At 62.1% G+C, this 24,385-nt stretch carries 21 protein-coding genes and 1 pseudogene; 12 read left to right on the top strand and 10 right to left on the bottom strand.

Annotated elements, in window-relative coordinates; all coding sequences use genetic code 11:
- Positions 1 to 91 precede the first annotated feature (91 nt).
- The 3 genes from GNZ13_RS09270 to GNZ13_RS52145 all read right to left on the bottom strand — a co-directional run bounded on the left by GNZ13_RS09270 (position 92) and on the right by GNZ13_RS52145 (position 2,205).
- Positions 92 to 1,492 (bottom strand): sigma-54-dependent transcriptional regulator, encoded by a 1,401-nt coding sequence (locus GNZ13_RS09270; RefSeq protein ID WP_172162555.1) that lies wholly within the window; start codon positions 1,490 to 1,492, stop codon positions 92 to 94.
- 306 nt (positions 1,493 to 1,798) lie between these two features.
- On the bottom strand, positions 1,799 to 2,077 hold the full coding sequence (locus GNZ13_RS09265) for a hypothetical protein (protein ID WP_172162552.1): 279 nt from the start codon (positions 2,075 to 2,077) through the stop codon (positions 1,799 to 1,801).
- Positions 2,078 to 2,127: 50 nt separating this feature from the next.
- Complete coding sequence (locus GNZ13_RS52145) at positions 2,128 to 2,205, bottom strand: glycine zipper domain-containing protein (RefSeq protein WP_407945617.1); 78 nt, start codon at positions 2,203 to 2,205, stop codon at positions 2,128 to 2,130.
- A gap of 351 nt (positions 2,206 to 2,556) precedes the next feature.
- Here GNZ13_RS52145 and GNZ13_RS09255 point away from each other — a divergent pair, with 351 nt between their 5' ends.
- The 3 genes from GNZ13_RS09255 (at position 2,557) to GNZ13_RS09245 (ending at position 5,208) form a co-directional block, all read left to right on the top strand.
- Positions 2,557 to 3,603, top strand: coding sequence for a sigma-54 interaction domain-containing protein (locus tag GNZ13_RS09255; RefSeq protein WP_172162549.1), 1,047 nt, complete (start codon positions 2,557 to 2,559; stop codon positions 3,601 to 3,603).
- A 391-nt stretch (positions 3,604 to 3,994) separates the two neighbouring features.
- On the top strand, positions 3,995 to 4,591 hold the full coding sequence (locus tag GNZ13_RS09250; protein WP_172162546.1) for a hypothetical protein: 597 nt from the start codon (positions 3,995 to 3,997) through the stop codon (positions 4,589 to 4,591).
- 77 nt (positions 4,592 to 4,668) lie between these two features.
- The gene (locus tag GNZ13_RS09245; protein WP_172162706.1) at positions 4,669 to 5,208 is read left to right on the top strand and encodes a hypothetical protein; all 540 of its coding nucleotides are present in this window, start codon (positions 4,669 to 4,671) and stop codon (positions 5,206 to 5,208) included.
- 63 nt (positions 5,209 to 5,271) lie between these two features.
- Here GNZ13_RS09245 and GNZ13_RS09240 read toward each other — a convergent pair whose 3' ends face one another.
- Positions 5,272 to 6,618, bottom strand: a complete 1,347-nt coding sequence (locus tag GNZ13_RS09240; RefSeq protein WP_172162543.1) for an ABC transporter ATP-binding protein — start codon at positions 6,616 to 6,618, stop codon at positions 5,272 to 5,274.
- Positions 6,619 to 6,641: 23 nt separating this feature from the next.
- Entirely contained in the window at positions 6,642 to 8,393 is a 1,752-nt protein-coding gene (locus tag GNZ13_RS09235) for an ABC transporter permease (protein ID WP_172162541.1), read from the bottom strand.
- Positions 8,394 to 9,125: 732 nt separating this feature from the next.
- Between GNZ13_RS09235 and GNZ13_RS09230 the strand changes: the two genes are divergently transcribed.
- Complete coding sequence (locus GNZ13_RS09230; RefSeq protein ID WP_172162539.1) at positions 9,126 to 10,817, top strand: sensor domain-containing diguanylate cyclase; 1,692 nt, start codon at positions 9,126 to 9,128, stop codon at positions 10,815 to 10,817.
- A 156-nt stretch (positions 10,818 to 10,973) separates the two neighbouring features.
- The gene (locus GNZ13_RS09225) at positions 10,974 to 11,240 is read left to right on the top strand and encodes a double-stranded DNA-specific endonuclease (protein WP_172162537.1); all 267 of its coding nucleotides are present in this window, start codon (positions 10,974 to 10,976) and stop codon (positions 11,238 to 11,240) included.
- 75 nt (positions 11,241 to 11,315) lie between these two features.
- Here the strand turns inward: GNZ13_RS09225 and GNZ13_RS09220 are convergent, their stop codons facing one another.
- Both GNZ13_RS09220 and GNZ13_RS09215 read right to left on the bottom strand, forming a co-directional pair.
- The gene (locus GNZ13_RS09220) at positions 11,316 to 12,632 is read right to left on the bottom strand and encodes an ATP-binding protein (RefSeq protein ID WP_172162535.1); all 1,317 of its coding nucleotides are present in this window, start codon (positions 12,630 to 12,632) and stop codon (positions 11,316 to 11,318) included.
- Complete coding sequence (locus GNZ13_RS09215; protein ID WP_012432166.1) at positions 12,616 to 13,341, bottom strand: response regulator; 726 nt, start codon at positions 13,339 to 13,341, stop codon at positions 12,616 to 12,618. Before GNZ13_RS09215 ends, GNZ13_RS09220 begins: the two co-directional genes overlap by 17 nt.
- A 220-nt stretch (positions 13,342 to 13,561) precedes the next feature.
- Here GNZ13_RS09215 and GNZ13_RS09210 point away from each other — a divergent pair, with 220 nt between their 5' ends.
- Positions 13,562 to 14,089 (top strand): periplasmic heavy metal sensor, encoded by a 528-nt coding sequence (locus GNZ13_RS09210; RefSeq protein ID WP_172162533.1) that lies wholly within the window; start codon positions 13,562 to 13,564, stop codon positions 14,087 to 14,089.
- Positions 14,090 to 14,330: 241 nt separating this feature from the next.
- Here GNZ13_RS09210 and GNZ13_RS09205 read toward each other — a convergent pair whose 3' ends face one another.
- Positions 14,331 to 15,041, bottom strand: coding sequence for a pirin family protein (locus GNZ13_RS09205; protein ID WP_172162531.1), 711 nt, complete (start codon positions 15,039 to 15,041; stop codon positions 14,331 to 14,333).
- A 582-nt stretch (positions 15,042 to 15,623) separates the two neighbouring features.
- Here GNZ13_RS09205 and GNZ13_RS09200 point away from each other — a divergent pair.
- The 5 genes and pseudogenes from GNZ13_RS09200 to GNZ13_RS09180 all read left to right on the top strand — a co-directional run bounded on the left by GNZ13_RS09200 (position 15,624) and on the right by GNZ13_RS09180 (position 20,649).
- Positions 15,624 to 16,399: pseudogene (locus tag GNZ13_RS09200) on the top strand (ABC transporter substrate-binding protein).
- Between the two features lie 266 nt (positions 16,400 to 16,665).
- On the top strand, positions 16,666 to 17,355 hold the full coding sequence (locus GNZ13_RS09195; protein ID WP_172162528.1) for an ABC transporter permease: 690 nt from the start codon (positions 16,666 to 16,668) through the stop codon (positions 17,353 to 17,355).
- Positions 17,352 to 18,065, top strand: coding sequence for an ABC transporter permease (locus GNZ13_RS09190; protein ID WP_172162526.1), 714 nt, complete (start codon positions 17,352 to 17,354; stop codon positions 18,063 to 18,065). The genes GNZ13_RS09195 and GNZ13_RS09190 overlap by 4 nt, the downstream gene beginning before the upstream one ends.
- 49 nt (positions 18,066 to 18,114) lie before the next feature.
- Positions 18,115 to 18,894: an ABC transporter ATP-binding protein gene (locus GNZ13_RS09185; RefSeq protein ID WP_172162524.1), complete on the top strand. Its 780-nt coding sequence runs from the start codon at positions 18,115 to 18,117 to the stop codon at positions 18,892 to 18,894.
- A 603-nt stretch (positions 18,895 to 19,497) separates the two neighbouring features.
- A complete protein-coding gene (locus tag GNZ13_RS09180; RefSeq protein WP_172162522.1) occupies positions 19,498 to 20,649 on the top strand; it encodes a porin in 1,152 nt (383 codons plus the stop codon).
- Positions 20,650 to 20,888: 239 nt separating this feature from the next.
- Here the strand turns inward: GNZ13_RS09180 and glnK are convergent, their stop codons facing one another.
- Together glnK and GNZ13_RS09170 are read right to left on the bottom strand one after the other, a co-directional pair.
- Positions 20,889 to 21,227, bottom strand: coding sequence for a P-II family nitrogen regulator (glnK, locus tag GNZ13_RS09175; RefSeq protein ID WP_006048444.1), 339 nt, complete (start codon positions 21,225 to 21,227; stop codon positions 20,889 to 20,891).
- Positions 21,228 to 21,387: 160 nt separating this feature from the next.
- Entirely contained in the window at positions 21,388 to 23,076 is a 1,689-nt protein-coding gene (locus GNZ13_RS09170) for an NAD+ synthase (protein ID WP_172162520.1), read from the bottom strand.
- 132 nt (positions 23,077 to 23,208) lie between these two features.
- On the opposite strand from GNZ13_RS09170, the gene GNZ13_RS09165 reads away from it, so the two are divergent.
- Complete coding sequence (locus GNZ13_RS09165) at positions 23,209 to 24,378, top strand: GNAT family N-acetyltransferase (protein ID WP_172162518.1); 1,170 nt, start codon at positions 23,209 to 23,211, stop codon at positions 24,376 to 24,378.
- Positions 24,379 to 24,385: the final 7 nt, after the last annotated feature.

The raw sequence follows: 24,385 nt of genomic DNA, 5'->3' as shown, positions 1-24,385 counted from the left end.
GGGCGACGCTAATAAACCAATAAGAATTCAAGGAAAGGCCAACGCCGCAGGCGTACAGACAACAACCACCGCCAAAGGCTAAACCCCCACCTTAAGCGTCCGCCCTCCCCAAAGCCCGCGATTCATCAGCAACATCGCCATCATCACGCGCGTCATTCCCATACTCAACGAGCCGGTTATAAAGCGTCTTCAGACTAATACCAAGAATCTCAGCAGCCCGCGTCTTCACCCCACCACATTGCTCGAGCGTAGCCAGAATCAACTGACGATCCGCTTCGGCAAGCGAAGTGCCAAATGGAATCGTGATCGCCGTGCCGGCGGCAGGCTTCGACAACGTGATCTGCAACGGCACCGTCGCCGTGCTATCCGAATCCGAACCCGACATGATGTGCGCGCGCTGCACATAGTTCTTTAGCTCGCGCACATTGCCCGGCCACGGATACGACATCAACATTTCCTTCACCGCGGCCGGGAAATGCTTCTTCGTACTGTGACGCTCGTTGAGTTCGTCGAGGAACGCTTGCGCAAGCAACTCGACGTCCTTACCCCGCTCGCGCAGCGGCGGCAGACTGATCGGAAACACGTTCAGGCGGTGGTACAGATCGAGCCGCAACTTGCCTTCCAGCACCGCCTGCTCAGCATCGCGGTTGGTAGCCGCAATCAGGCGCACGTCCGTTTCGATTTCCTTGGTCGTGCCGACCCGCATGAACATGCCGGTTTCCAGCACGCGCAGCAGTTTCACCTGCAACTCGATCGGCATTTCAGTGATTTCGTCGAGGAACAGCGTGCCGCCGTTCGCGCGTTCGAAATACCCTTTGTGCTGACGGTCCGCGCCGGTGAACGAGCCGCGCTCGTGGCCGAACATTTCCGATTCGATCAGGTTCGGCGAGATCGCGCCGCAATTCACCGCGAGAAACGCATGCTTGCGACGCAAGCTGAGTGCGTGCAGCGTCTGCGCAGCGACTTCCTTGCCGGTGCCCGACTCGCCCATCAGCATGACCGAGGCCGCCGTCGGCGCAACCCGGCCGATCTGGTCGTAGACCTCCTGTATGGCCGGCGAATTGCCGAGCATCAAACCGAAGCGGCCCATGCGCCGCAACTCGCCACGCAAGGTGCCGATTTCCGCCTTCAGGTCGCCGGCGCGCGGCAGGCGCGACAGGATCGCCTTCACGCGCTGCATGTTGATCGGCTTCACCAGGTAGTCGGTAGCGCCCATCTTCAGCGCGTTGACCGCCGACTCGACCGTGGCGTGGCCGGTAATCACAATCACCTCCACGCCGGAGCGCGGATCGAGATCTTCAAACAAATCGACTCCACTGCCGTCGGGCAGCTTCAAATCGGTAAAGACGACGTCCGGCATCTGCCGGACCAGTTGAATGCGCGCTTCACGCAAATCGCCCGCAGTGGCGGTAGTCAGACCGTCTTCCCCGATGATGGCGGAAAGCGTCTCGCGGGTACCGGCATCGTCATCGACAATCAGTACGTGTGGCATCGCGTCTCGAAAGTCCGAAAGCGTGAATGGGGAAACATGCAAAGCGAATGCTGAATTGCCGGCCGGCGGCTTGCCGCTGCGTCGCGTGTACGCCCCTGATGTGACCACACGCTAACGTTCCACGACAGCGCCGAACCCCTGACTTGATTCAATATCGCAACAATCTACGGGAAAATCCCCCACCAAAGTGCGACATTGTTGTCTATTATACGGCTTTATTGAGACAAATTTGAAATGCGTGCCAGGTGCCGCTTGTCGAAACGGCACGCCGGCGCAGCGGCGCACGCAAGGTCACCATTGCAGCCCTCAGCTACGCGGAAACGGCCATGCGCCGCCTTGGCTGTTCGGATGCGCCGAGCCATTTACACCATGTGCGGTGTCTGGCGTAGATGGGCCGGCACTCGCCGCGCTCACGCTGCCGGACGGCGTAGCCGGCGTCGCCACCGTGCCGCCCTCGCCTTCCCAGCGGCTCAGTTCACGCGCCGCCTGAGCCTGCGCGGCACGGTTCCGCTGCATGTGGCGCACAGCCAGAAACCCACCGAGGGCCACCAGCGCGCCGAAGATGCCAATTTTAGGTCGTGCCATCGTGAACTCTCCTTGTTATCGTCAAGCGGATCGGCGTCGCGCACTGCTCGTTAGCGAGCGCTGAGAGCGCCGAGCAGGAAGCCGGCGCCCGCGGCAATGCCGATCGAGCGCCACGGGTTGCACCGCACGTAGCGCTTTGCGTCCTGTTTCCGGCGCGTAGCGACCAATCGGAGAACCACATCCGCCGTCGGCGCGCTTTGAACAGAGTCGCTCAAAAGCACACGTATGTCGAGTCCACTCCGCAAACGCCGTGCCCGGTAAATTTGCCACTCCCATTCAATACCGGTACGGGCTCAGTCACTTTCGACCGAGCGTGCGCCGGGCTATTTCGCCGGCCGTCGCATGGATTGCCGGAAGCGGGGTCAAAGTGGTTAAATCGACTTTTGTGAGATAGTGACCGCACTGGTCCATCTTGCTCCAAGGGCTTCAAGGCCTGCGCGCCGCAATGCCGAATCCCATTTGCACAGGACTCCCCGTTTATGGCGTCAATCGATCTGGACCCGCCCACCGTCTCCGTCGCACAGACGAAGCAGCGCGTCGCGGACGGCGTCGCGGGGCTGAAATCGTACGGGCTGCTGTATGGCTCGTCGCCGGTGATGCTCGATCTGTACGAACAGATCGAGCGCGTCGCCAGCACCGACGCGACCGCGCTGATCATCGGCGAATCCGGCACCGGCAAGGAACTGATTGCGCGCACGATTCACGATCAAAGCAGCCGCAGGGACGCACCGTTTGTCGCCGTGAACTGCGGCGCGATTCCCGACGAACTCATCGAAGCCGAATTGTTCGGCCACGAAAAAGGCAGCTTCACCGGTGCGATCCAGGGCCGGGTCGGCTACTTCGAACATGCGAACGGCGGCACGCTGTTTCTCGACGAAATCACTGAAATGGCGCCGGTGCGCCAGGTCAAACTCTTGCGCGCACTCGAGACCGGCACGTTTTTCAGGGTCGGTGGCAACGAACTGATTCGCGGCGACGTGCGCGTGATCGCGGCGACCAATCGCGACCCCGCGGTAGCGGTGAAGGAAAACGGTCTGCGTGAAGACCTGATGTACCGGCTCGCGGTTTTCCCGTTGCGCGCGCCGCCGTTGCGCGAGCGCGAGAACGATCGCGAACTGCTCGCGCAACACTTTCTCGCCTTGCTGAATCAGCAGGAAAGCACGAGCAAGAGCTTCAGCAAACGATCGATCGAAACACTGCGGACCTGGTCGTGGCCAGGCAACGTGCGCGAGTTGAAGAACGCGGTGTATCGCGCGTTCATTCTCGCGGAGAAAACGGTCGAGCTGCCACATCCGCATCTCGCGTCGCGCGTGAAAAAGCCGGTGACGCAGGGCGACGCGATGAGCGTGTGGATCGGTACCCCGCTCGCCGATGCGCAAAAGCAGATCATTCTCGGCACGCTCAAGTATTGCGGTGGCGACAAGCGGCGCGCGGCCAAAGCGCTCGGCGTGAGTCTGAAAACGCTGTACAACCGTTTGAGCGTGTACGGCGGCGACGATGGCGCGGAAGAAGAAACCGAGCTATAAGCCGTGCCAGGCGCTCACGCGGTTCGTTCGCGTGAGCGTGTGTTTTCTGCGTGCTCGCCGTCTACTTTTTTGCGCCCTTCTTGTGCGCTAGTTGTGCGCTCCCTCTCTGCTGAAACGGCTCGTTCTGCGCACCTGCCATCTCATAATTAATCCCTTCGCACCACCAATCAAATCGGCTTTTTCTCACCAGAAACCGATTTGACTCGCACCATCTTTTTCAATTGCTTGCACTTTCCCACTGCCAATTACAAATAGCATCCTGCAAAATGCGGCAGCGCACGGCACAACGATGAAAAAGACGTGCCTTTCGCTCAAGCATCGTTCAAACATGTGCTTCGCGTTTGTGAACGATGCGTGAACGAAAAGCACTTGCAGGAGCAAAGACAGGGAAATGCAAAAAAGTATGGTGTGGGCCGAAGGGGTAAAACAAACAACCAAAGCGTCTACAGCAACCAAACGCGGACGTCCGAATGCAACAGCGCTCGTCGCGTTGGCAGTGGCGATCACGTCGGCGTTGAGCGGATGTAGTTCGCTCTATTCGGAAGGCGCCACCGCCGGCGCCGGTATCGCAGGCGCCGCGCTCGCGGCCAAAGTCACCCGCAATGCGGCAGTCGCTACCGGCATCGGTCTCGGCGCAGTGGCCGCAGCGCGCGCCGGCGTTCAGTACTCTCAGCGCGTAGTCCACAAGAATACGCAGGACGGTATCGCCAAAATCGCGGGGCCGCTCGACGTCGGCGCGATTGCACCGTGGAGCGTGACCCACTCGGTGCCGATCGAAGACGACGAACACGGCCGCGTCACCGTCAGCCGCACGATCAGCGCCGGCGCGCTCGACTGCAAGGAAATCGTCTTCTCGGTCGATCAGACCGCCACCAAGAATGTGCCGGCGAGCAGCGCGTTCTACGTCGCATCGATCTGCCGTGACGGCGACAACTGGAAATGGGCGTCGGCCGAACCCGCCACCGAACGCTGGGGCGCGCTGCAATGAGGGTGCTGACGCTTCCACGTCCCCGGAATGAACGCGCGCTGTCCGGACTACGCTTCGTCGATGGCGCGCGTGCAGCCCTGGTCGCGCGCACGCCTGCGGCGGTGCTTTCCGGCAAGCGGCTGCGGCTCGTGCTGGCCGGTGCCATCTGCGTCGGCGCCAGTCTCCTGACGAGCGGCTGCTCGTCGGTCGGCGCGGCGAGCGGTGCCGCAGCCGGTGTCGCGTCGGGCCTCGTGACCTCCAACCCGGCAGTTGGCATCGGCGTCGGTATCGCCGTGCAGGCCGCGACCGACGAAGCCGTCGGCCGCTATATGCGCACCATGCACACCGATCAGCAGAACCTGATCGCCGCGTTGGCGGGCGCGATGCCGGTCGGCGAGACGCGGCCCTGGGCGGTCAAGCACACGCTACCGATCGAGAACGGCCACGGCCAGGTGCGCGTGACGCGCGCGTTCAGCTCGGCGCTCGCGCTGTGCAAGGATTTCGTGTTCTCGGTTCAGGACGGCGACGGCCCGACCGCGCACGAAGACTGGTACACGGCGAGCGCGTGCCGGCAGGACAAGGGCTGGAAGTGGGCGTCGGCGGAACCGGCGGTCGAGCGCTGGGGCAATCTGCAATAAAAAAAGCGGCAGGGTCTCCCCTGCCGCTTTTTGCCTGAAACGTCTTAATCCGCTCGACCGGGTTTAAGACTCCACGTCTTCCAGACTGAAAATTTCCGTCTGGTCGTTGTACGAGAAGATCTCGCCATAACGGCCCCAGTTGATTACTGCGTCGAGCGTCTCTTCCGCAGCGCTGTCCGACAGAAAATCCTCCAACTCCTGCTCGAAGCGCACGCGCGGCGCGCGGTGTCCCGGCCGTTCGTTCAACACCTTCTTGATCCGGGCGGCGAGCGGCACGTGGCGCAGCAGGTGCTCGGCGAACATCATCTTGCGTTCCTGCGTGCCGAATTCCGCGAACACACGGGCCGGCGGCGTCAGGAAAATATCCCCTTCGCGCACGTCGGCGAAACCCAGGTGCTGCAGCACTTCGGCGACCGGGAACAGATCGTCCACTTCCAGATGCAGCGAGCGGGCGATTTCCGGCATGTCGGCACGGCCGTGGTACGGCGCGGCGGCCAGTGTTTCGATCAGACCGGCCATCAAGTTGGTCGACACATGCGGCAGCCAGCTGTGCAGTTCCAGCCCCTTCTTGGTCTTTTCGTCTGTCTGACGCGCGGTCATCTTCGCGTAGATCTCGTCGACCAGCCGGCGGAACGCCGGGTCCAGGCGGTTACGCGGATGCTTGAACGGCACCTTGATCTCGGCGATCACGCGGCCCGGATTGGACGACAGCACCAGAATCCGGTCGCACATGAACACCGCTTCCTCGATGTTGTGCGTGACGATCAGCACCGATTTGATCGGCATGCGGCCCTGCGTCCACAGGTCGAGCAGGTCGGTACGCAGCGTTTCGGCGGTCAGCACGTCGAGGGCGGAAAACGGCTCGTCCATCAGCAGCAGCGTCGGATCGACCACCAGCGCGCGCGCAAAACCGACGCGCTGACGCATGCCACCCGACAATTCGCGCGGATACGCGTTTTCGAAACCGTCGAGACCGATCAGGTCGATCGCGGCCAACGCGCGTTCGCGGCGCTCGCGCGCACCCACGCCTTGCGCTTCGAGGCCCGCTTCCACGTTCTGCAGCACGGTCAGCCACGGGAACAACGCGAAGGTCTGGAACACCATCGCGACGCCCTTCGCGGGACCGTCGAGCGGCTTGCTCAGATACGTCACCTCGCCGTCGGTCGGCTCGATCAGACCGGCGATGATACGCAACAGCGTCGACTTGCCGGAGCCCGAACGGCCTAGCATGCCGACGATCTCACCTTCGCGCAGCGACAGGTTCACATCGTCGAGGACGAGCAACTCACCTTGAGTCTTGTTGAACCCTCTGCACACGTCCTTGACGCACAGAATCTCTTCACCCAGGCGCGGAGGCATCGGCGGCGTCTGGACCGGCGCAGCGGTTATGGCAGCTTTAGGATTTTGCATCGCGGTTTGCCTTAAATTTACTGTCAATCGAGCCGAAGCTTGGCCTCGGCATAGGCGTACATCGGACGCCACAGTAGGCGGTTGAACAAGGTCACAAACAGGGACATCACGGCAATGCCGAGAATAATTTTCGGAAAGTCGCCGGCGGCGGTAGTCTGCGCGATATACGCACCCAAACCGTGTGCGGCGACTTTGGTATCGCCCCACTGAACGAACTCGGAGACGATACTCGCGTTCCACGCGCCCCCGGATGCGGTAATCGCGCCCGTCACGTAGTACGGGAAAATGCCCGGCAGCATCACCCTGCGCCACCACTGCCAGCCGCGGATGCCGAAGTTGGTGGCCGCCTCGCGGTAATCGTTCGGGTAGGAACTGGCGCCCGCAATCACGTTGAACAGGATATACCACTGGGTGCCGAGCACGATCAGCGGCGACAGCCAGATATCCGGGTTCAGGTGAAAGCGCACGATCACGATCACGAATACGGGAAACAGCAGGTTCGCCGGGAACGCCGCCAGAAACTGCGCGAGCGGCTGGATCTTCTCGGCGAGCGCCGGACGCAGCCCGATCAACACGCCGAGCGGCACCCAGATCAGCGACGAGATCGCAATCAGCAGCGCCACGCGCAGCAGCGTGATGAGGCCCAGCACGAACACGTGCCCCACTTCGTCTAGCGTCACGCCGGTGCGCACATAAGCCACGACGCTATAAACGACATACACGGTGAGGAGGATCACCAGGATCCCCCACACAATGTCGCCCACGCGCGACGATTTCTGGCGCTGCGGAATCACGAAGCGGACGCGGTCAAATGCCGGCAGACGCATCGGCACGCGCGCGGCGTTCGCCAAGATCCACCCCATCGGCACGAGCAGGCGGTGAATCAGGCGGGTACGGCGGATCAGGTCGAGCAGCCACGACTCCGGTGCATTGCCGGAGCTGGTCGTTTCCATACGGAACTTGTCGGCCCACGCGACGAGCGGACGGAACAGGAACTGGTCGTAGGCCAGAATCACGACCGTCATCGCCAGAATCACCCAGCCGATCGCGTGCAAGTTCTTATCGGAGATTGCCTGCGCCAGATATGCGCCGATCCCCGGCAGCGTGATCGTGTTGTTGCCCACGGTGATGGCTTCGGATGCCACCACGAAGAACCAGCCGCCCGACATCGACATCATCATGTTCCAGATGAGGCCGGGCATCGAGAACGGCACTTCGAGCTTCCAGAAGCGTTGCCATCCCGTCAGATGGAAGCCGCGCGAGACTTCATCCAGATCTCGCGGCACCGTGCGCAGCGACTGATAGAAGCTGAAGGTCATGTTCCACGCCTGGCTCGTGAAGATCGCGAAGATCGCCGCGAGCTCCGCGCCCAGCACGCGCCCCGGGAACAACGCGAGGAAGAACGTGACCGTAAACGAAATGTAGCCCAGCACCGGCACCGACTGCAGGATGTCGAGAATCGGCACCAGCACGAGGCCCGCACGGCGGCTCTTCGCGGCGAGCGTCCCGTAAACCAGCGTGAAGGTCAGCGACGCCACCATCGCCGCAAGCATGCGCAGCGTGGTGCGCATCGCGTATTCAGGCAGGTTCGACGGGTCGAGCGAGATGACCTGGGTCTTCAATGTCGACATCGGCGCCAGCGTCTGATGAAAGCCGATGGCGGCCATCGCGATCACGCAGATGATCAACGGGAAGGCGACGAAATCCCAGCCGTTAGGTAGCAATCGCCACGCCGAGGCATTGGCGGTGCGTTTCAGGTCGAAACTGAAGTCCATCAGGCGCCCTCCCTTTTGTTACAGGTGTTCAAGTGCACAAAGGAGGCCGCAACTTCGGCGCGGCAGTCTGAAGATCGGTCCGGAAAGCGGAAATCAGGCATGGCAAAACGCGTGTGCGCGGTAAATCGTTAGCGTTGGAGACACGTAGACCGGTGACGGACGTGTCCTCGGGGCATGCCCGGGACCGGTACCGCGAAGCCGGACTCCTCTGTCGCCGCGGGCGCCGCCCGAAGGCCGGCGAACTTTCCTTGTTTTGGACGGCACGACACTACACCATCCTATGTTTCAGGCACAACCTTTCACGCCAAATAGCAGCGGATAGCGGCGTGCGCCGCGGCGACGGCCTTCGACCGGCGTCGCCCAGGCGCGAGCGAATCATCTACTGTCGTGCGCCGGCCACTTTCCCAGCAATCGCGATCGCGGCCGGAATCGCGTTTCAAACACCTTGAAAACCCGCACCACCATTCAGAAAGCTGATGCGCTGCCGTTAAGGATCTGATGGGCGCGGCGGACGTACTTCGCATTCCCGCAATAACGGTGGCGTCAGGCCCCATGACGGTTAAAATCAACAGACGACACGCCTGTTTGCGGTTATGCCGGGCCACAGTTCGGCTCACACCGTAGGCGTATCGCCAGCCGCTTCCACAAAGGCGAAACACGGGGCGAAACAGCGCCAGCGCGCTGCCACGAATGAGCTAGTTGCATGTCACAGCCAGACGGATCAGAGGGTCGATGAACAGGACAACCTTGCGCCAGGCAACCGGACCGATCAGCTTCGTGCTGATCGTGCTCGTTTGCTGGTTCGTGGCCGGCATGGTCGCGGACCGGATGGTACAGCAAGAGCTGGACGCGGCCTTGCGCACGCAGCGGCAAATGTCCACGTCGATCGTCGACAACATGGCGGAGGTGATCGCCAGCGACCTCGCGATGTCTCGGGCCATCCCCGCAACCATGGCCGAAATGGACGTGGTCCAGCACGCGCTGGCGCAATCCCAGAATTATGCCGCGAACAGCGAAACGGCGGAACCCGCCTTGCGCGCCGCGTTGTTAAAAGATCCGCAAATGCTCGCGGTGAGCAGTTTCCTGCACGACGCACAAGGCTTCTCCGGGCTCGACCAGATCTGGCTCGTCAACGCCAACGGCACCTGCGTCGCATCGAGCAACTCCGTCAATAACCCACTCGCCGCGGAACGCTCCTTCGTCGGCTCCGACATGCGCACGCGCAGCTACCTGACGAATGCCCTGCTCGGTGCGTTTTCGGAAGCCTATGGCGTGGGCCGCATGAGCGGCGAGCCGGGCATCTTCATCGCGGCGCCAGTGTACGCCGACGGCCTGCTGGTCGGTGTGGTGGTGGCCAAGGTAGGGATCGCGCGGCTGCGCCACTGGGTCGCGCATGCCGGCACCTTCGTCGCCGATGAGAACGGTGTCATCATCATGGCGCACAACAGCGAACTTGAAGGCCACGCGCTGCCGAACTCGCGCGTCACGCAGATGAACGCCGCCGAGCGCATGGCCATCTATCGCCGCGAAATCCTCCCCGACATCCGGATTCAGGTCGACGCGCAGGTGCGCGAACAGGCGCCCTGGGTGCCCGCAACCATCGCCAACCAGCTGTTCGGCATGAGCGAGCATCCGGCGCCGTCGCTGTATCAGGCACGCGGCGGCCTGAACTCGGGGCTGTCGGCGCATCTGGTCGATCCGCTCGCGGCCTGGCCCGAACTGCTGCGCAATCACAAGCGCGATCAACTGCTGGTGTTTCTGACGCTGGCCGGCACGGTCGCGCTCGCGTGGGTGATCACGGTGTCGTACGTGCGCGAGCGGCGCCACCACCGCGCCACGCGCGATCTTGCAGAGCAATTGCAATCGGCCAACACCCTGCTCTCGGCCGAGGCGCGCCACGATGCGCTGACCGGCGCGCTGTCGCGGCGCTACTTCCTCGACCTGCTGCGCCACGAGATCGAACGTGCGCATGCCGGCAGTGAGCCGCTGTGCATGGCGATCGCCGACCTCGACCACTTCAAGCAGATCAACGACCGCTTCGGCCATGCCGCCGGCGACCGCGCGCTCGAACATTTCGTCGACACCTGCCGGGCTGAGTTGCGCGGCACCGATGCGATCGGCCGGCTGGGCGGCGAAGAGTTCGGCTTGCTGCTGCCTGCCACGGATCTGGCCGGCGGCCGCGAAGTCGTCGAACGCTTGCGCCTGCGTCTAAAGGCGATTCCTTCGCCGAAACTGCCGGCTTCGGTGGGCCTGAGCGTAAGCATCGGCATCACCGAACTCTCCGCCGACGATCTGCCCGAGCGCATTATGAGCCGCGCCGATACGGCGCTTTACGCGGCGAAGACGGGCGGCCGCGACCGCACCGAAGCGCTTCCGCCCGACGACACCGCGCCGCCCGCGCGGACGATGGCCAACGCCTGGTGACGGCACCCGAAAATTCATCCCATCCAGTGCGCCGTCGCCCCCGATGAGCGCGGTAGCTGGCGCAAAGCAAGCCCCCGCCTCGGGCGTCCCGCAACGAAGCAGGTATCATCAACCCTGACATTGAGGTTGCCGCTACCGCTCTAACGGGAGATTCGCATGAAGGGAAATTTGGTCATCGTCTGTCGCGATCAGGATGCTGACGCATTCGACCATTTGCTGGCCGAATATGGCGCGTTCCAGACGCGCTTGTCGTCGACCGCGTGGTATCTGAAACTGGATGTCGCGCCGGAACTGATTCAGGAAGAAATACTCACGCGTCTTGGCAAGTACACCACGCACTACATCTTCGAAGCCGAAACGGTAACGTGGAATACGGTAGATAGCGAGGCGGCGAATGCCTTGAACACACTGTTTTCAGACTAACGTCACGGTTGCCGGACGCGCATTCCAGCATAAACACATCGGGGTAAGCGCTTGGCCGCCCTTGCCCCGCTCAACCTACCAGGCGCTTTCCGAGGCCGCCATGACACGCGGCACCACTTCGAACGGAAAGCTCATCAAGACTCGCAAGCCACGGCCGCCGTGGTTGCCGATCTCCCACTCCCCGCCCGCACGCCGCACCAGACGCTCGACGATCGCGAGCCCCAGCCCGCTATGACCGTTGCCGCCGCGTGCCGGGTCGAGCCGCACGAACGGCCGGCTGGCGTTGATCAGGTCCTGCGCGGCGATACCGCTGCCGTTGTCGCTCACCGAAAGCGTGAAACCTTGCGCCGTGCGCGCCGTGGCGACGACGATTGGCGGCGCGCCATAGGCATGTGCGTTGTCCAGCAGGTTCGACAGGATCCGGTCGAGCGTCGCCGCGGGCAGCAGGAAACCCGGCCCCGCGTTGAGTTCGGTCTGCACGGTGGGCGCCCCGGCAGCGACCGCACGATAACTGCGGACCACGCGCTCGCACTGCGCGTCCACTTCGACCGCTTCACTGCGATCGGCGCCGTCGTGAGCGAACACCAGAAACTGTTCGACGATATGCGTCATTGAATCGACATCGCGCACGACGCCGTCACGCATTTTCACTTCTTCCATCATTTCGGCGCGCAGCCGCAAGCGTGCCAGCGGCGTTTTCAGATCGTGTGCGACGCCGGCCAGCATCACGGCCCGGTCGTTTTCAGTACGCGCCACTTCCTGAACCATCTGGTTGAAGCCGTGCGTCAACTGCCGCAACTCGCGCGGACCGCGCTCGGGCACCGGCGGCACCGGCAAACCACGGCCGAAGCGCGCCACCGCCTGGGCAAGCGAGCGCAACGGCTGCTGCAGCGCCCACGCGGCAAAGAGCGCCGCCATTACCCCGAACGAGAAAATGATCGCAAGCCACAGCACCGTGCGATCGAGCGAACGGGGCGTGCGCAATGTCTGCACCGGCACCACGATCCAGTTCCGATCCGTGGTGGTGCGCACCCACAGCGTAGGCGGACGGCCTGGCTGGCCGATCCGCACCAGCGTGCCGGCGGGCATGCGATCGCGCACGTCCTCGATGAAACGTTCGAGCGGCGCCGGCAGAGCGGTGCTATCCGGCGGCACGTCGGGGCTCGCCGGATCGACCAGCCTGACGCGCGACGGCAAGGGCTGGTCTGGCGTGCGGGCGACGTGCTGGCGCACTGCGTCGACGAGGAAGGTGGCTTCCTCGACTGCGTAGCGCGTTTGCAGCTGGCTGCGCTCGAGCCGCATGAGCGCGTACCACGCGAAATGCGAAAGCAGCAGCACCGCAATGACTAGCAGCGCCAGGCGCCCGAAAAGCGAATCAATGGGCCGGCGCATGCTGTTCGCCATCCGGCACGAACACGTAGCCGCGCCCGCGCACCGTTTGAATGAAGCGCGGCGTGGACGGATCGGTTTCGAGAATGCGACGCAAACGCCACACCTGTACGTCGATGCCGCGGTCCGTGCCGTCGTATTCCGGGCCATGCAGCAGTTCGAGCAGGCGCTCACGTGTGAGCGTGCGCATGGGGTGATTGACGAAAATCTTCAGAAGCGCGAATTCGCTGCCCGACAGCGTGAGCGGCTTGTCTTCGAGATGCAGCGTGCGCGACTGGAAATCCAGCGTGAAGCGGCCGAAGTTGAACGGCTCGCGCTGTTCCGGCGCCGCCGCCGACGGCAGCGTGCGGCGCCGCCGCAGCACCGCCTGCACGCGCGCCAACAGCTCGCGTGGGTTGAACGGCTTGCCGAGATAGTCGTCCGCGCCGAGCTCCAGCCCGACGATCCGGTCGACGTCGTCAGCGCGTGCGGTGAGCATGATCACGGGGATGTCGTCGCCCGACGCGCGCAGCTTACGCAGCGCGGTCAGCCCGTCTACGCCCGGCATCATCAGATCGAGCACGATCAGATCCGGACGCTCGCGTTCGAGCCTGCGCTCGAGCGAGCCTGCGTCGTGCAGCACCGAGACTTCGATGCCCTGACGGGCCAGATAGTCGCGCAGCAGATCGCGTAATTCGACGTCGTCGTCGACAACAAGTATTTGAGTAGCCATGGGATGAAGTTTAACGCGCAGCAGGAAGGGTTTTCGATTTCAAACGACCCGCAAGGGTTACCGGGTGTTACCGTGAAAGGCGCACGTAATGTCCCGTAATAGCCGCATCAATCCACGTAACACAGCGCCGGACGCAGTTCTCTACGCTGTGTCTTACCGAATGCAGGCCGTCCTCTGTCACCGGTTGCATCGTCGGCTATTCCATTACAGGGAGTCTCACATGTCTACCAAAAAAATGTCGCGCGTTCTCGCCGTTGCCGCCACTGCCCTCGCCATCGGCGTGGGCGCTGCCTATGCCGCGCAACCCGCCGGTCAAGAAGGTCACGGCGGCTGGCATGGTCACTTCATGAAGGAACTGACGCAACTGCATGACCAGTTGAAGCTGAACGCGGATCAGGAAAAGCAATGGCAAGCCGCGCTCGACACGATGAAGCAGAACCACGAAGCCATGCGCGCCAACCATGAACAGATCAAGAACCAGATGAAGGCCGCGCAGCAGCAGCCGATCCTGGATCTGAACGCCATGGCTGCCGCGCACCAGCAAGTCGAGCAGAAAGACGCGCAGCTGCGTCAGCAAACCACGGACGCGTGGCTCAAGTTCTATAACGGCTTGAACGACCAGCAGAAGACCACCGTCAGCACGGCGCTGAAGCAGCGTTTTGCGAAGATGGAAGCGCGTCACGAGAAGATGCACGAGCGCTGGGAACATAATAAGGGCGCAGCGTCGGCGCCGGCTGCGAATCAGTAAGCAGGTCGACGTAGGCGGAAGGCGGCTTGCGCGGCCGTCGTCCGAATGCAAAAACGCCACGGGAAATCTTCCGTGGCGTTTTTGTTTGCGTGCAGCTTGAACTTCAAACCGAGGTGCTCGTTGCTCTTGCATCTGGCAACTTGCAACTTGCATCTGGCAACTGGCAACTGGCAACTGGCAACTGGCAACTGGCAACTGGCAATCATCATCGGCCGATGATTGTCCGGCCGGTGATCGGCGCTTACCCGTTGAGCGGCCCCAGATCGAACAGCAGCACTTCGGCGTCCTCGCCCTTTTCGAGCGTCACCGTATCGGTCTCGCTCAACTTGGCGGCGTCGCCGGCCTGGAGCGCTTCGCCATTCACAGTCAGCGCGCCGCGCGCTACGTGCACATACGCCAGCCGGCCTTTCGGCAACGCGAACGTAGCCTGTTCCGCGCCGTCGATTAACGCCGCGTAGATCGAGGCATCCGCATGAATCGTTACGGAACCGTCCCGGCCGTCGGGCGAGGCGACCACGCGCAGACGCCCGCGCTTGTCGGCATCGTCGAAGCGTTTTTCCTCGTAGCCGGGCTGGTCACCCGCGCGTTGCGGGATCACCCAGATCTGCAACAGGTGCGCCGGTTCGTCCTGCGATGCATTGAACTCGCTGTGCTGCACGCCCGTGCCGGCGCTCATACGCTGCACGTCGCCGGGACGGATGGTCGAGCCGTTGCCCATGCTGTCGCGGTGCGCGAGCGCGCCTTCGAGCACATATGTGACGATTTCCATGTCGCGATGGCCGTGCGTGCCGAAGCCCTGGCCGCCGGCGATGCGGTCTTCGTTGATCACCCGCAGCGGTCCGAAATGCACGTGTTGCGGGTCGCGGTAGTCGGCAAACGAGAAGCTGTGATACGAGTCGAGCCAGCCGTGATTGGCGTGGCCGCGTTCGTCGGAACGGCGAATCTCGAACATGGGGGGGTCTCCCGGTCAGTAAATAGCGATGCTCAGAATGTATGGGCGCGAAGCGCGCTAAACAATCGGCAACGGCGCACCGTATCGTTTCATAAATCAGCGCAATCGTGCGCCGGTGGGGTGCGCGGCATTGCCAGGCCGGTTACTGGCGGCCTTCCTCGCCATACCGGTCCCTGGCTTGCCGATCATGAACGCGAATGAGCGCGCGCCAGCACGGCCAGACCGCGGCCCGACACCGTCGCGCATGCACAACGCATGCGCCCGTCCACTGGCAGCCGGCGGCGTCCCGCACTGGCGCCCCGCCCCTGTTCGGGTAAAATACCGCCCTTTTCGAGACGCATGGGCGCTCAAGGCGCGCCGGCGGCCCCGGCAGCCGGGCCCGCGATGGGACAGCCGCGGGTTTCAGCCCCTTGCCAATTTCGCTTGATACGTCGACCAGACATCGGCGGGAGCGAAGTGGGAGCGAAGTGGAACCCATGCGCGGCGCGACAATTTTGACCGCCTAGAATAGCGACGGCCGGCCACGAGCCGACGGTCGTCGAGATCGGCACACCACGACGATCAGTTTGATCCAGGAGAAACATGAAGAAGGCCGCACTGTGCGTGGCGCTCGCCGTCATGGCCACCGGCGCCATGGCGAAAGAATGGAAAACCGTGCGCATCGGAGTGGACGCCAGCTACCCGCCGTTCGAATCGAAGGCGGCCAGCGGCCAGGTCGTCGGCTTCGACGTCGATTTGACGAAAGCGCTGTGCGCGAAAATGAACGTCAAGTGCGTGTGGGTCGAGCAGGACCTGGACGGGATCATCCCGGCGTTGAAGGGCAAGAAGTTCGACGCGATCGTGTCGTCGCTGACCGTTACGGACAAGCGCCGCGAGCAGATCGATTTCTCCGACAAGCTGTTCGACGCCCCGGCCCGCATGATCGCCAAAGCCGGCTCGCCGCTGCTGCCCACGGCTGAATCGCTGAAGGGCAAGCACGTCGGCGTCGAGCAGGGCTCGACTCAGGAGGCCTACGCCAAGGCTTACTGGGAGCCCAAAGGCGTGACCGTGGTGTCCTACCAGAATCAGGATCAGGTGTACGCCGACGTCGCTTCGGGCGTCTCGACGCCGCGTTGCAGGACGAATTGCAAGCCGACGCCGGGTTCCTGAAGACGCCGCGCGGTAAAGGCTTCGCCTGGGCCGGCCCGGAAGTAAAAGACCCAAAGACAATCGGTGAAGGCACGGCCATCGGCCTGCGCAAGGATGACGTCGAGCTGAAAGCGATGTTCAACCAGGCGTTGGCGCAAGTGCATCAGGACGGTACGTTCAAGAAGCTCGAAAAGCAGTACTTCGATGTCGATATCTATCTTGGTCACTGAGTTGGTCACTGACTCGGGGCTCGCCCGCATGGGCTTTCCCTAGGCTTAGTAATACAGTCGGCAATAGCTTCAAAGCAGTTTCAACCCCGATTCAAAACGAGAGTCGAAAAGCGCGCTGCAAGACCGGTAACGGTCATGCAGTCATGATTTGCACAGCGGTGCGCTGTGCGCCGCAGGAAACGGCGAGCCCAGGTTCGCGGCAAACGCGGTGCAGAGCTGGCCGCGTCTTTCGCGGTGCATCGCAAACGCATCGTCAAGGACCCCATATGTTCCTTCAAGGCTACGGCCCGCTGCTTCTTAGCGGCACCTGGCAAACCGTCAAACTGGCGGTGTTGTCGCTGGCGTTCGCTTTCGTGCTGGGTCTGCTCGGCGCGGCGGCGAAATTGTCGAAGAACCGCGTCTCCTATAGTGTCGGCACCGTCTACACGACGCTCGTGCGCGGCGTGCCCGACCTGGTGCTGATGCTGCTGCTGTTCTACAGCATCCAGATCTGGCTGAATAACCTGACCGACCTACTCGGCTGGGACCAGATCGACATCAACCCATTCGTGGCCGGCGTCGCGGTGCTGGGCTTCATCTACGGCGCGTACTTCACCGAGACCTTCCGCGGCGCGTTTCTCGCGGTGCCGCGCGGCCAGCTCGAAGCGGGCGCGGCCTACGGCATGACCGGCTGGCAGGTGTTCTCGCGGATCATGTTCCCGCAGATGATGCGCTTCGCGCTGCCTGGCATCGGCAACAACTGGCAGGTGATGGTGAAAGCCACGGCGCTAGTGTCGATCATCGGTCTCGCGGATGTGGTCAAAGCCTCGCAGGATGCGGGCAAGGGCACGTTGCGGTTCTTCTTCTTCACCCTGTTCGCAGGGGCGATTTATCTCGTCATCACCACAGTGTCCAACTTCGTGCTGATGTACCTCGAAAAGCGTTACTCGACTGGCGTGCGAAAGGCGGATCTATGATCGAGATCATTCAGGAATACTGGCGCAACTATCTCTATTCCGACGGCTACCGCCTCACCGGCGTCGTCATCACACTGTGGCTGCTGGTGGTGTCGATCGGGCTCGGCTTCTGCCTGTCGATCCCGCTCGCGGTTGCGCGCGTGTCGAAGAAGAAATGGCTCGCTGGTCTGGTGTGGCTGTATACGTATATCTTTCGCGGCACGCCGCTGTACGTGCAGTTGCTGCTCTGCTACACCGGCCTGTACAGCCTCGAAATCATCCGCAACCACGAGCTGACCAACGCGTTCTTCCGCGACGGCATGCATTGCACGCTGCTCGCGTTCACGCTGAACACCTGCGCGTACACCACCGAGATTTTCGCGGGCGCGATCAAGGCTACGCCGTATGGCGAGATCGAAGCGGCGCGCGCGTATGGCATGTCGTCGTTCACGCTGTACCGGCGGGTGATTCTGCCGTCAGCGCTGCGCCGCGCGTTGCCGTACTACAGCAACGAAGTGATCCTGATGCTGCACGCCACCACCGTCGCGTTCACCGCAACCGTGCCGGACATCCTCAAGATCGCGCGCGACGTGAACTCGGCCACGTATCAGTCATTCAATGCGTTCGGCCTCGCCGCCCTGCTCTATCTGTGCATTTCTTTTGCGCTCGTGTGGCTGTTCCGCCGCGCCGAGCACCGCTGGCTCGCTTACCTGCGGCCGCAAGGCAAGTAATCAAGAAGGGCACCGTGCCCGCAAGCAAGTAAGCCCGCCAAGGATTCCGATGAACACCAAGAAGCAAAAGCTCTTCGTCGACGAGCTTCACAAACAGTACGGCGACAACGAAGTCCTCAAGGGCGTGTCGCTGAAGGCCAACGCCGGTGACGTAATCAGCGTGATCGGCTCGTCCGGTTCGGGCAAGAGCACGATGCTTCGCTGCATCAACTTCCTCGAACAGCCGAACTCCGGGCGCATCTTTGTCGACGGTGAAGAAGTCCGCACGCAGATCGGCAATGCCGGCGCGCTGCGCGTGTCCGATCCGAAGCAGTTGCAGCGCGTGCGCACCAAGCTGTCGATGGTGTTCCAGCACTTCAACCTGTGGTCGCACATGAACGTGCTCGAGAACATCATCGAGGCGCCGGTCAACGTGCTGGGTCTGAAGCGCAAGGAGGCCGAAGAGCGCGCGCGCGAGTATCTGGAGAAAGTGGGCCTCGCGCCTCGTCTTGAGAAGCAGTACCCGTCGCATCTGTCGGGCGGTCAGCAGCAACGCGTGGCGATCGCGCGCGCGCTGGCCATGCATCCGAACGTGATGCTGTTCGACGAACCGACTTCCGCACTCGATCCCGAGCTGGTCGGCGAAGTGCTCAAGGTCATGCAGACGCTCGCCGAAGAAGGCCGCACGATGATCGTCGTCACCCATGAAATGGCGTTCGCGCGCAACGTGTCGAACCACGTGATGTTCCTGCATCAAGGCCGCGTCGAAGAAGAAGGCCATCCGGACGAAGTCTTCAAGAACCCGAAGAGCGACCGGCTCAAGCAATTCCTCTCCGGCAGCCTCAAATGAGACTGTCGTGCAGCCCGCTATTTGGGCTGTAGTCAAAGCAGCATTACAAGGCGCTTACGAGCGCCTTTTTTACTTCGCTCACCTGCACATTCCGGCCGTTCTGGCCTCGAAAATGGGCCCGCAAGTGACCCAAATCCGGCCCGAGGCACCCTCTCTTCGCCCTACTCTGCCGCATTTGAAGCGTCAATAGTGGCAATCCTTAACGTTGTTCGTCCCAATCCGTGATTCCCTTACGGCATAAGGGTTTCCCGCCTTTTTGTGGATGCTGCGACGATTCCTTGTTCACATTCGTATTGCAATTTGGAGACACCGGCCCAGGCCGGACCTAATTTCTTCTCCCACTCCAGGGTATTTTTGATAAATTAGTAACCAAAGTAGCAAAACAAAGTTCATTAAAAGTAGTTTCACTTCAAAGCAACAGAGGAGAACCGGTCGGCGAGGGATCGGCATGGCGCGAAGAATAGCCCGCTGAGGCTATCCGTCACGGCAGGAGACCCAATCCACCCGCTAATCTCCCTGGTACCGATTTCTGTTCGGCGCGCTTGTGTCCGAACACCATTCGCAGTACTGGGTTTCACTTTTTGACAGGGTATGGAGGAGAAGATGAAGAAAGCTTTGCTCGCCGCTGCGCTGATGACAGCCGGTGTAGTTGCTCACGCCCAAAGCAGCGTGACGCTGTACGGCCGCCTTGACGCTGGCCTGGAATACATGACGGGCGTTCCGCAAGGCGTCGGCGCAAACGGCCAGGCAACTGGCAGCACGAACCGTTGGCGCGCAGAAAGCGGCGACTGGGGTACGAGCCTGTGGGGCATGAAGGGCGTTGAGGACATCGGTGGCGGCAACAAGGTCCTGTTCCAGTTGGAAGGCTCCTTCAACACCATGACGGGTGCAGGCCCGGGCGGTGGTGGTCTCTTCAATCGCTGGGCAACGGTCGGCTTGGCGAACGACCAGTACGGTACGTTCACGATGGGCCGCATGCTGTACATCTCGAACGGCGTGTGGGACTTCGACCCGTTCGGTCAATCGAACTGGTCGTCGGCATCGCTGGTGCGTGGCCGCAACTGGCCGCAATCGAGCAACAACTTCGCATACCAGTCGCCGAAGATCGCAGGCTTTGACTTCTACGGCCAGTACGCCCTGTCGAACGCAACGAGCTGGAACGGTAACGGCACGACCGCTCAAGGTCGCGAAGATGGCGCACAGATCACCTACACGAGCTCGCTGTTCCAGATTCGCGGTCTGTACGACGAAATCCGCAACCCGGCTAACGGCACCCTGTACGGCCCGACCGCCACTGGCGTCAACACGGCCAACATCGGAACTGGCGTGTTCTCGGCGTCGCGTGAATACTCGGCTCTCTTGAACGTGTTCCTCGGCCAGTTCAAGATTCAGGCCGCTTACCAAGCTATCCGTTCGTCGGGTGCGACGGGCGTTCTGCCGGGCACGCCGACCACGCTCAATCACGAATGGGGCGGTGTGACGTGGCAAGCAACGCCGGCTGCAGCACTGATCGCAGCGGTCTATCACGTCAACGGCAACAATGGCGCAGGCAATGCGACGATCTACACGGTCGGCGGCTCGTACAACCTGTCCAAGCGCACGCTGCTGGATCTTCAAGTCGCAACAACGCAAAACAGCAAGACGGCTAACTACGGCCTGAATGCGAATAATTCGGGCACGGCTGTCAGCACGGACAACCCGCTGCCGGGTCATAGCCAGACCGGCGTGTACGCAGGTATTCAACACTCGTTCTAATCGAACGGTGTGCCCCGAGGGAACTTCCTTCGGGGCGTAGTAACGAGTTCTTCAAGAGAATCTTTTTCACGCTGCTGCGAGAGGCGCGTATCGGTGCGATGTCCGAAAGGGTATCGCACCGTTTTTTATTTGTGCGCGCGGTTTCGCCACTGCACCGGTGCACCTGATCGGTGCGCGCGTTGCACGGGTGCCAATACCGGCGCTTTAAGTCTGTGTTTTAGCAGTGCGAGTCAAACCTCTCAAACTGCCGCTTCGTTCTCCTCGCCCGTGCGAATCCGGATCACACGCTCCACGTCCGCGACGAAAATCTTGCCGTCGCCGATCTTGCCGGTACGCGCCGCGCCGATGATCGCGTCGATCACCTGATCGCACTGGTTGTCCGCGACTACCACTTCGATCTTCACTTTCGGCAGAAAGTCGACCACGTACTCTGCACCACGATAGAGCTCGGTGTGGCCTTTTTGCCGGCCGAAGCCTTTGACTTCGGTCACGGTCAACCCCGTGAGACCGACTTCAGCAAGCGCCTCGCGCACTTCGTCGAGTTTGAACGGTTTGATGACTGCAGTGATGCGCTTCATGGCGGACCTCGTCTCGTGATTGGAAGGTTGAAAGGGAAATGGATCATTTTTATTCTACGCCGCGCCGGATGCGTTGCGGCGATCCGGCGGTCCGGCGATCCGGCGATCCGGCGCGTGCTTCTGGTCTGCTTCGGGTAAGTCCGCAGCAGCCTTTCGCTTCTCACTGAACCGGCTCGGTGTAGCGCGACGTAATCGGATAACGCCAGTCGCGGCCGAACGCGCGATGCGTGACGCGAATGCCGATCGGCGCCTGACGGCGTTTGTACTCGTTGATCTTGATGAGGCGCGTGACGCGTTTCACGTCGTCGACCGCGTAGCCCGCCGCGATGATTTCGGCAAGCGAGCGGTCCTCTTCCATGTACATGCGCATGATCGCGTCGAGTACTTCGTACGGCGGCAAGCTGTCCTGATCGGTCTGGTTCTCGCGCAGTTCCGCCGACGGCGCGCGCGTCAGAATCCGCTCGGGAATCACGTCCTGCTTGCCGAAGGTGGTAGCCTGGTTACGGTAATGGCACAGCTTGTAGACTAGCGTTTTGGCGATGTCCTTGATCACCGCGAAGCCGCCGGCCATGTCGCCGTATAGCGTGCAGTAGCCCACCGCCATCTCGCTCTTGTTGCCGGTGGTCAGCACGATCGAGCCGAACTTGTTCGACAGCGCCATCAGCAAGGTGCCGCGAATGCGAGCCTGAATGTTTTCTTCGGTAGCGTCTTCGGCGCGGCCGGCGAATTCATCGGCTAGCGAGTTGCGGAAGGCGTCGAACATCGGCGCAATCGCGATTTCGTCGTAACGTACGCCGACGCGGCGCGCCATTTCGGCGGCGTCGGTAGTTGAAATGTCTGCGGTGTAGCGCGACGGCATCATCACAGCACGCACGCGGTCGGCACCCAGCGCGTCGCACGCGACGGCCAGCACCAGCGCCGAATCCACGCCGCCCGACAGGCCGATCAGCGCGCCCGGGAAACCGTTCTTATTGATGTAGTCACGCACGCCCATCACGAGCGCGGCGTACACCTGCGCTTCGAGCGAGAGCTGCGGCGCGATCGCCGTGGGCACTGGCTTGCCGCCGTCGAACTCGACAATCGTGTTGCCTTCCTCGAACTGCGCCATCTTCGCGACCAACTCGCCCTTTTCATCGAGCACGAACGAACCGCCGTCGAACACCAGTTCGTCCTGCGCGCCGACCATGTTCACGTAGACCATCGGCAAACCGGTCTCGCGAATCCGCGCGCGCAGAATGTCGAAGCGCACCGCTTCCTTGTTCAGGTGATATGGCGAGCCGTTCGGAATCAGCAGCACTTGCGCGCCTGCCGCCTTCGCCATTTGCGCAGCCGACGCATGCCACGCGTCCTCGCAAATCACCACGCCGTACTTCACGCCGTCCAGTTCGAACACGAACGGCTGCGGGTCGGAAGCGAAGTAGCGCTTCTCGTCGAACACCTCGGTATTCGGCAAATCCTGCTTGCGATAGGTGCCGACCACCTCCCCGTCCACCATCAGCGAGGCCGCGTTGAAGGTGTCGACCGGCGGCACGCCGCGCTCGATCGGCGCGTTTGCATTACCATGGCCGTTTGCCGCATCGCGCTGCGGATGGCCGACGATCACGTGCAAGCCGGCGAAGGGCTTCAGTTGCGTGGCCAGATCGGCGAGCGCCGCTGCACTCGCCGTGTAGAACGCGGGACGCAGCAACAGATCTTCGGGCGGATAGCCGGATAGCGCGAGTTCAGGCGCAATCAGCAGTTTCGCACCATCGTTGTGCGCGGCGCGGGCGGCAGCGACAATCTTCGCGACATTGCCGGCGAAGTCGCCGACGGTGACATTGATTTGAGCAAGAGCGATTCGGGTCTTCATGGCAGGATCGACAGGCAAGCCAGACGGCTTGCGAGTACCGCGGCTGGTTAGCTCGACGGCAACGGACAAATCGGATAAACGAACGACGCATCGCTACAAGCCTGCGCCGCTCATTGGGAACAGTCACACAGATTGAACCAGGAACGCTTTGATTATCGCACGGGCATTCTGGCGTCGCCCTCCGAGGTGGACGCCGCGGAATGGAATGCCCTCCTTGCGCAGCAGACACAGCCCACGCCGTTTCTGCGGCACGAGTTTTTGAGCGCGCTCTCCGCGACCCGATGCGCGGTCGCCGATACCGGCTGGGCGCCGCAATTCGTCACGCTCACCGACCCGCGCACCGACAAGCTCGTGGCGGCGGCGCCCGTGTATCTGAAGGGGCACTCGTACGGCGAATATGTCTTCGATTGGGCCTGGGCCGATGCGTACAAACGCAACGGTCTGCCGTATTACCCGAAGCTGCTGTGCGCGGTGCCGTTCACACCGGTGCAAGGCAACCGGCTGTTGTCGGCGGATACGCATGCCCTCAGGCATCTGGCGGCCACGCTGATGGCGTTCGCCGAGCAAGCCGACGTGTCGTCGCTGCACGTGCTGTTTCCGACCGAAACGGAAGCCGACGCGCTGACCGACATGGGCATGATGCAACGCGAAGGCGTGCAATTCCACTGGCTGAACGACGGCTATCGCGACTTCGACGATTTCCTCTCCACGCTCGAACAGAAGAAGCGCAAGAACATTCGTGCGGAGCGTCGCAAGGTTCAGGAAGCCGGCGTGACGATGCGCCGGATTCGCGGCGAGGATATCCGGGACGCCGACTGGCGATTCTTCAGCAAGTGTTATCGGCAAACCTACCGCGAGCACTTTTCGAGTCCGTATCTGAACCTCGATTTCTTCCGGATGATCGGTGCGTCGATGCCGGAAAATCTGCTGCTGGTGATCGCCGAATTCGAAGGCAAGCCGATCGCGAGCTCGCTCGTGGTGTATCAGCGCGATGAAAAAACCGGCGGCACCTTATATGGCCGCTACTGGGGCGCGCTCGAACATGTGCCATGCCTGCACTTCGAAACTGCGTACTACCAGCCGCTCGAATTCTGCATTGAAGAAAAGCTCGGTGCGTTCGAAGGCGGCGCCCAGGGCGAGCACAAGATGGCGCGCGGTTTTCTGCCGACTGTGACGCGCTCGGCGCATTGGCTCGCGCATCCGGGCTTCGCCGATGCGGTCGGCCACTTTCTCGACAACGAAAAGAACAGCATCCACGCGTATGTGGACGAGCTGCGCGAACACAATCCGTTCAAAGGTTGAAGCGTAC

This window comes from Paraburkholderia elongata (assembly GCF_013177735.1).
Classification (GTDB): domain Bacteria; phylum Pseudomonadota; class Gammaproteobacteria; order Burkholderiales; family Burkholderiaceae; genus Paraburkholderia; species Paraburkholderia elongata.
Note: the sequence above shows the minus strand (reverse complement) of the source record. Positions and strands in the feature narration are given on the sequence as shown.

Excerpts from the sequence above, each read along its gene's own strand:
- GNZ13_RS09270 (WP_172162555.1), bottom strand. The coding sequence starts at position 1,492 with ATGCCACACGTACTGATTGTCGATGACGATGCCGGTACCCGCGAGACG.
- GNZ13_RS09265 (WP_172162552.1), bottom strand. The coding sequence starts at position 2,077 with ATGGCACGACCTAAAATTGGCATCTTCGGCGCGCTGGTGGCCCTCGGT.
- GNZ13_RS09255 (WP_172162549.1), top strand. The coding sequence starts at position 2,557 with ATGGCGTCAATCGATCTGGACCCGCCCACCGTCTCCGTCGCACAGACG.
- GNZ13_RS09250 (WP_172162546.1), top strand. The coding sequence starts at position 3,995 with ATGCAAAAAAGTATGGTGTGGGCCGAAGGGGTAAAACAAACAACCAAA.
- GNZ13_RS09240 (WP_172162543.1), bottom strand. The coding sequence starts at position 6,618 with ATGCAAAATCCTAAAGCTGCCATAACCGCTGCGCCGGTCCAGACGCCG.
- GNZ13_RS09235 (WP_172162541.1), bottom strand. The coding sequence starts at position 8,393 with ATGGACTTCAGTTTCGACCTGAAACGCACCGCCAATGCCTCGGCGTGG.
- GNZ13_RS09230 (WP_172162539.1), top strand. The coding sequence starts at position 9,126 with ATGAACAGGACAACCTTGCGCCAGGCAACCGGACCGATCAGCTTCGTG.
- GNZ13_RS09225 (WP_172162537.1), top strand. The coding sequence starts at position 10,974 with ATGAAGGGAAATTTGGTCATCGTCTGTCGCGATCAGGATGCTGACGCA.
- GNZ13_RS09220 (WP_172162535.1), bottom strand. The coding sequence starts at position 12,632 with ATGCGCCGGCCCATTGATTCGCTTTTCGGGCGCCTGGCGCTGCTAGTC.
- GNZ13_RS09215 (WP_012432166.1), bottom strand. The coding sequence starts at position 13,341 with ATGGCTACTCAAATACTTGTTGTCGACGACGACGTCGAATTACGCGAT.
- GNZ13_RS09210 (WP_172162533.1), top strand. The coding sequence starts at position 13,562 with ATGTCTACCAAAAAAATGTCGCGCGTTCTCGCCGTTGCCGCCACTGCC.
- GNZ13_RS09205 (WP_172162531.1), bottom strand. The coding sequence starts at position 15,041 with ATGTTCGAGATTCGCCGTTCCGACGAACGCGGCCACGCCAATCACGGC.
- GNZ13_RS09195 (WP_172162528.1), top strand. The coding sequence starts at position 16,666 with ATGTTCCTTCAAGGCTACGGCCCGCTGCTTCTTAGCGGCACCTGGCAA.
- GNZ13_RS09190 (WP_172162526.1), top strand. The coding sequence starts at position 17,352 with ATGATCGAGATCATTCAGGAATACTGGCGCAACTATCTCTATTCCGAC.
- GNZ13_RS09185 (WP_172162524.1), top strand. The coding sequence starts at position 18,115 with ATGAACACCAAGAAGCAAAAGCTCTTCGTCGACGAGCTTCACAAACAG.
- GNZ13_RS09180 (WP_172162522.1), top strand. The coding sequence starts at position 19,498 with ATGAAGAAAGCTTTGCTCGCCGCTGCGCTGATGACAGCCGGTGTAGTT.
- glnK (WP_006048444.1), bottom strand. The coding sequence starts at position 21,227 with ATGAAGCGCATCACTGCAGTCATCAAACCGTTCAAACTCGACGAAGTG.
- GNZ13_RS09170 (WP_172162520.1), bottom strand. The coding sequence starts at position 23,076 with ATGAAGACCCGAATCGCTCTTGCTCAAATCAATGTCACCGTCGGCGAC.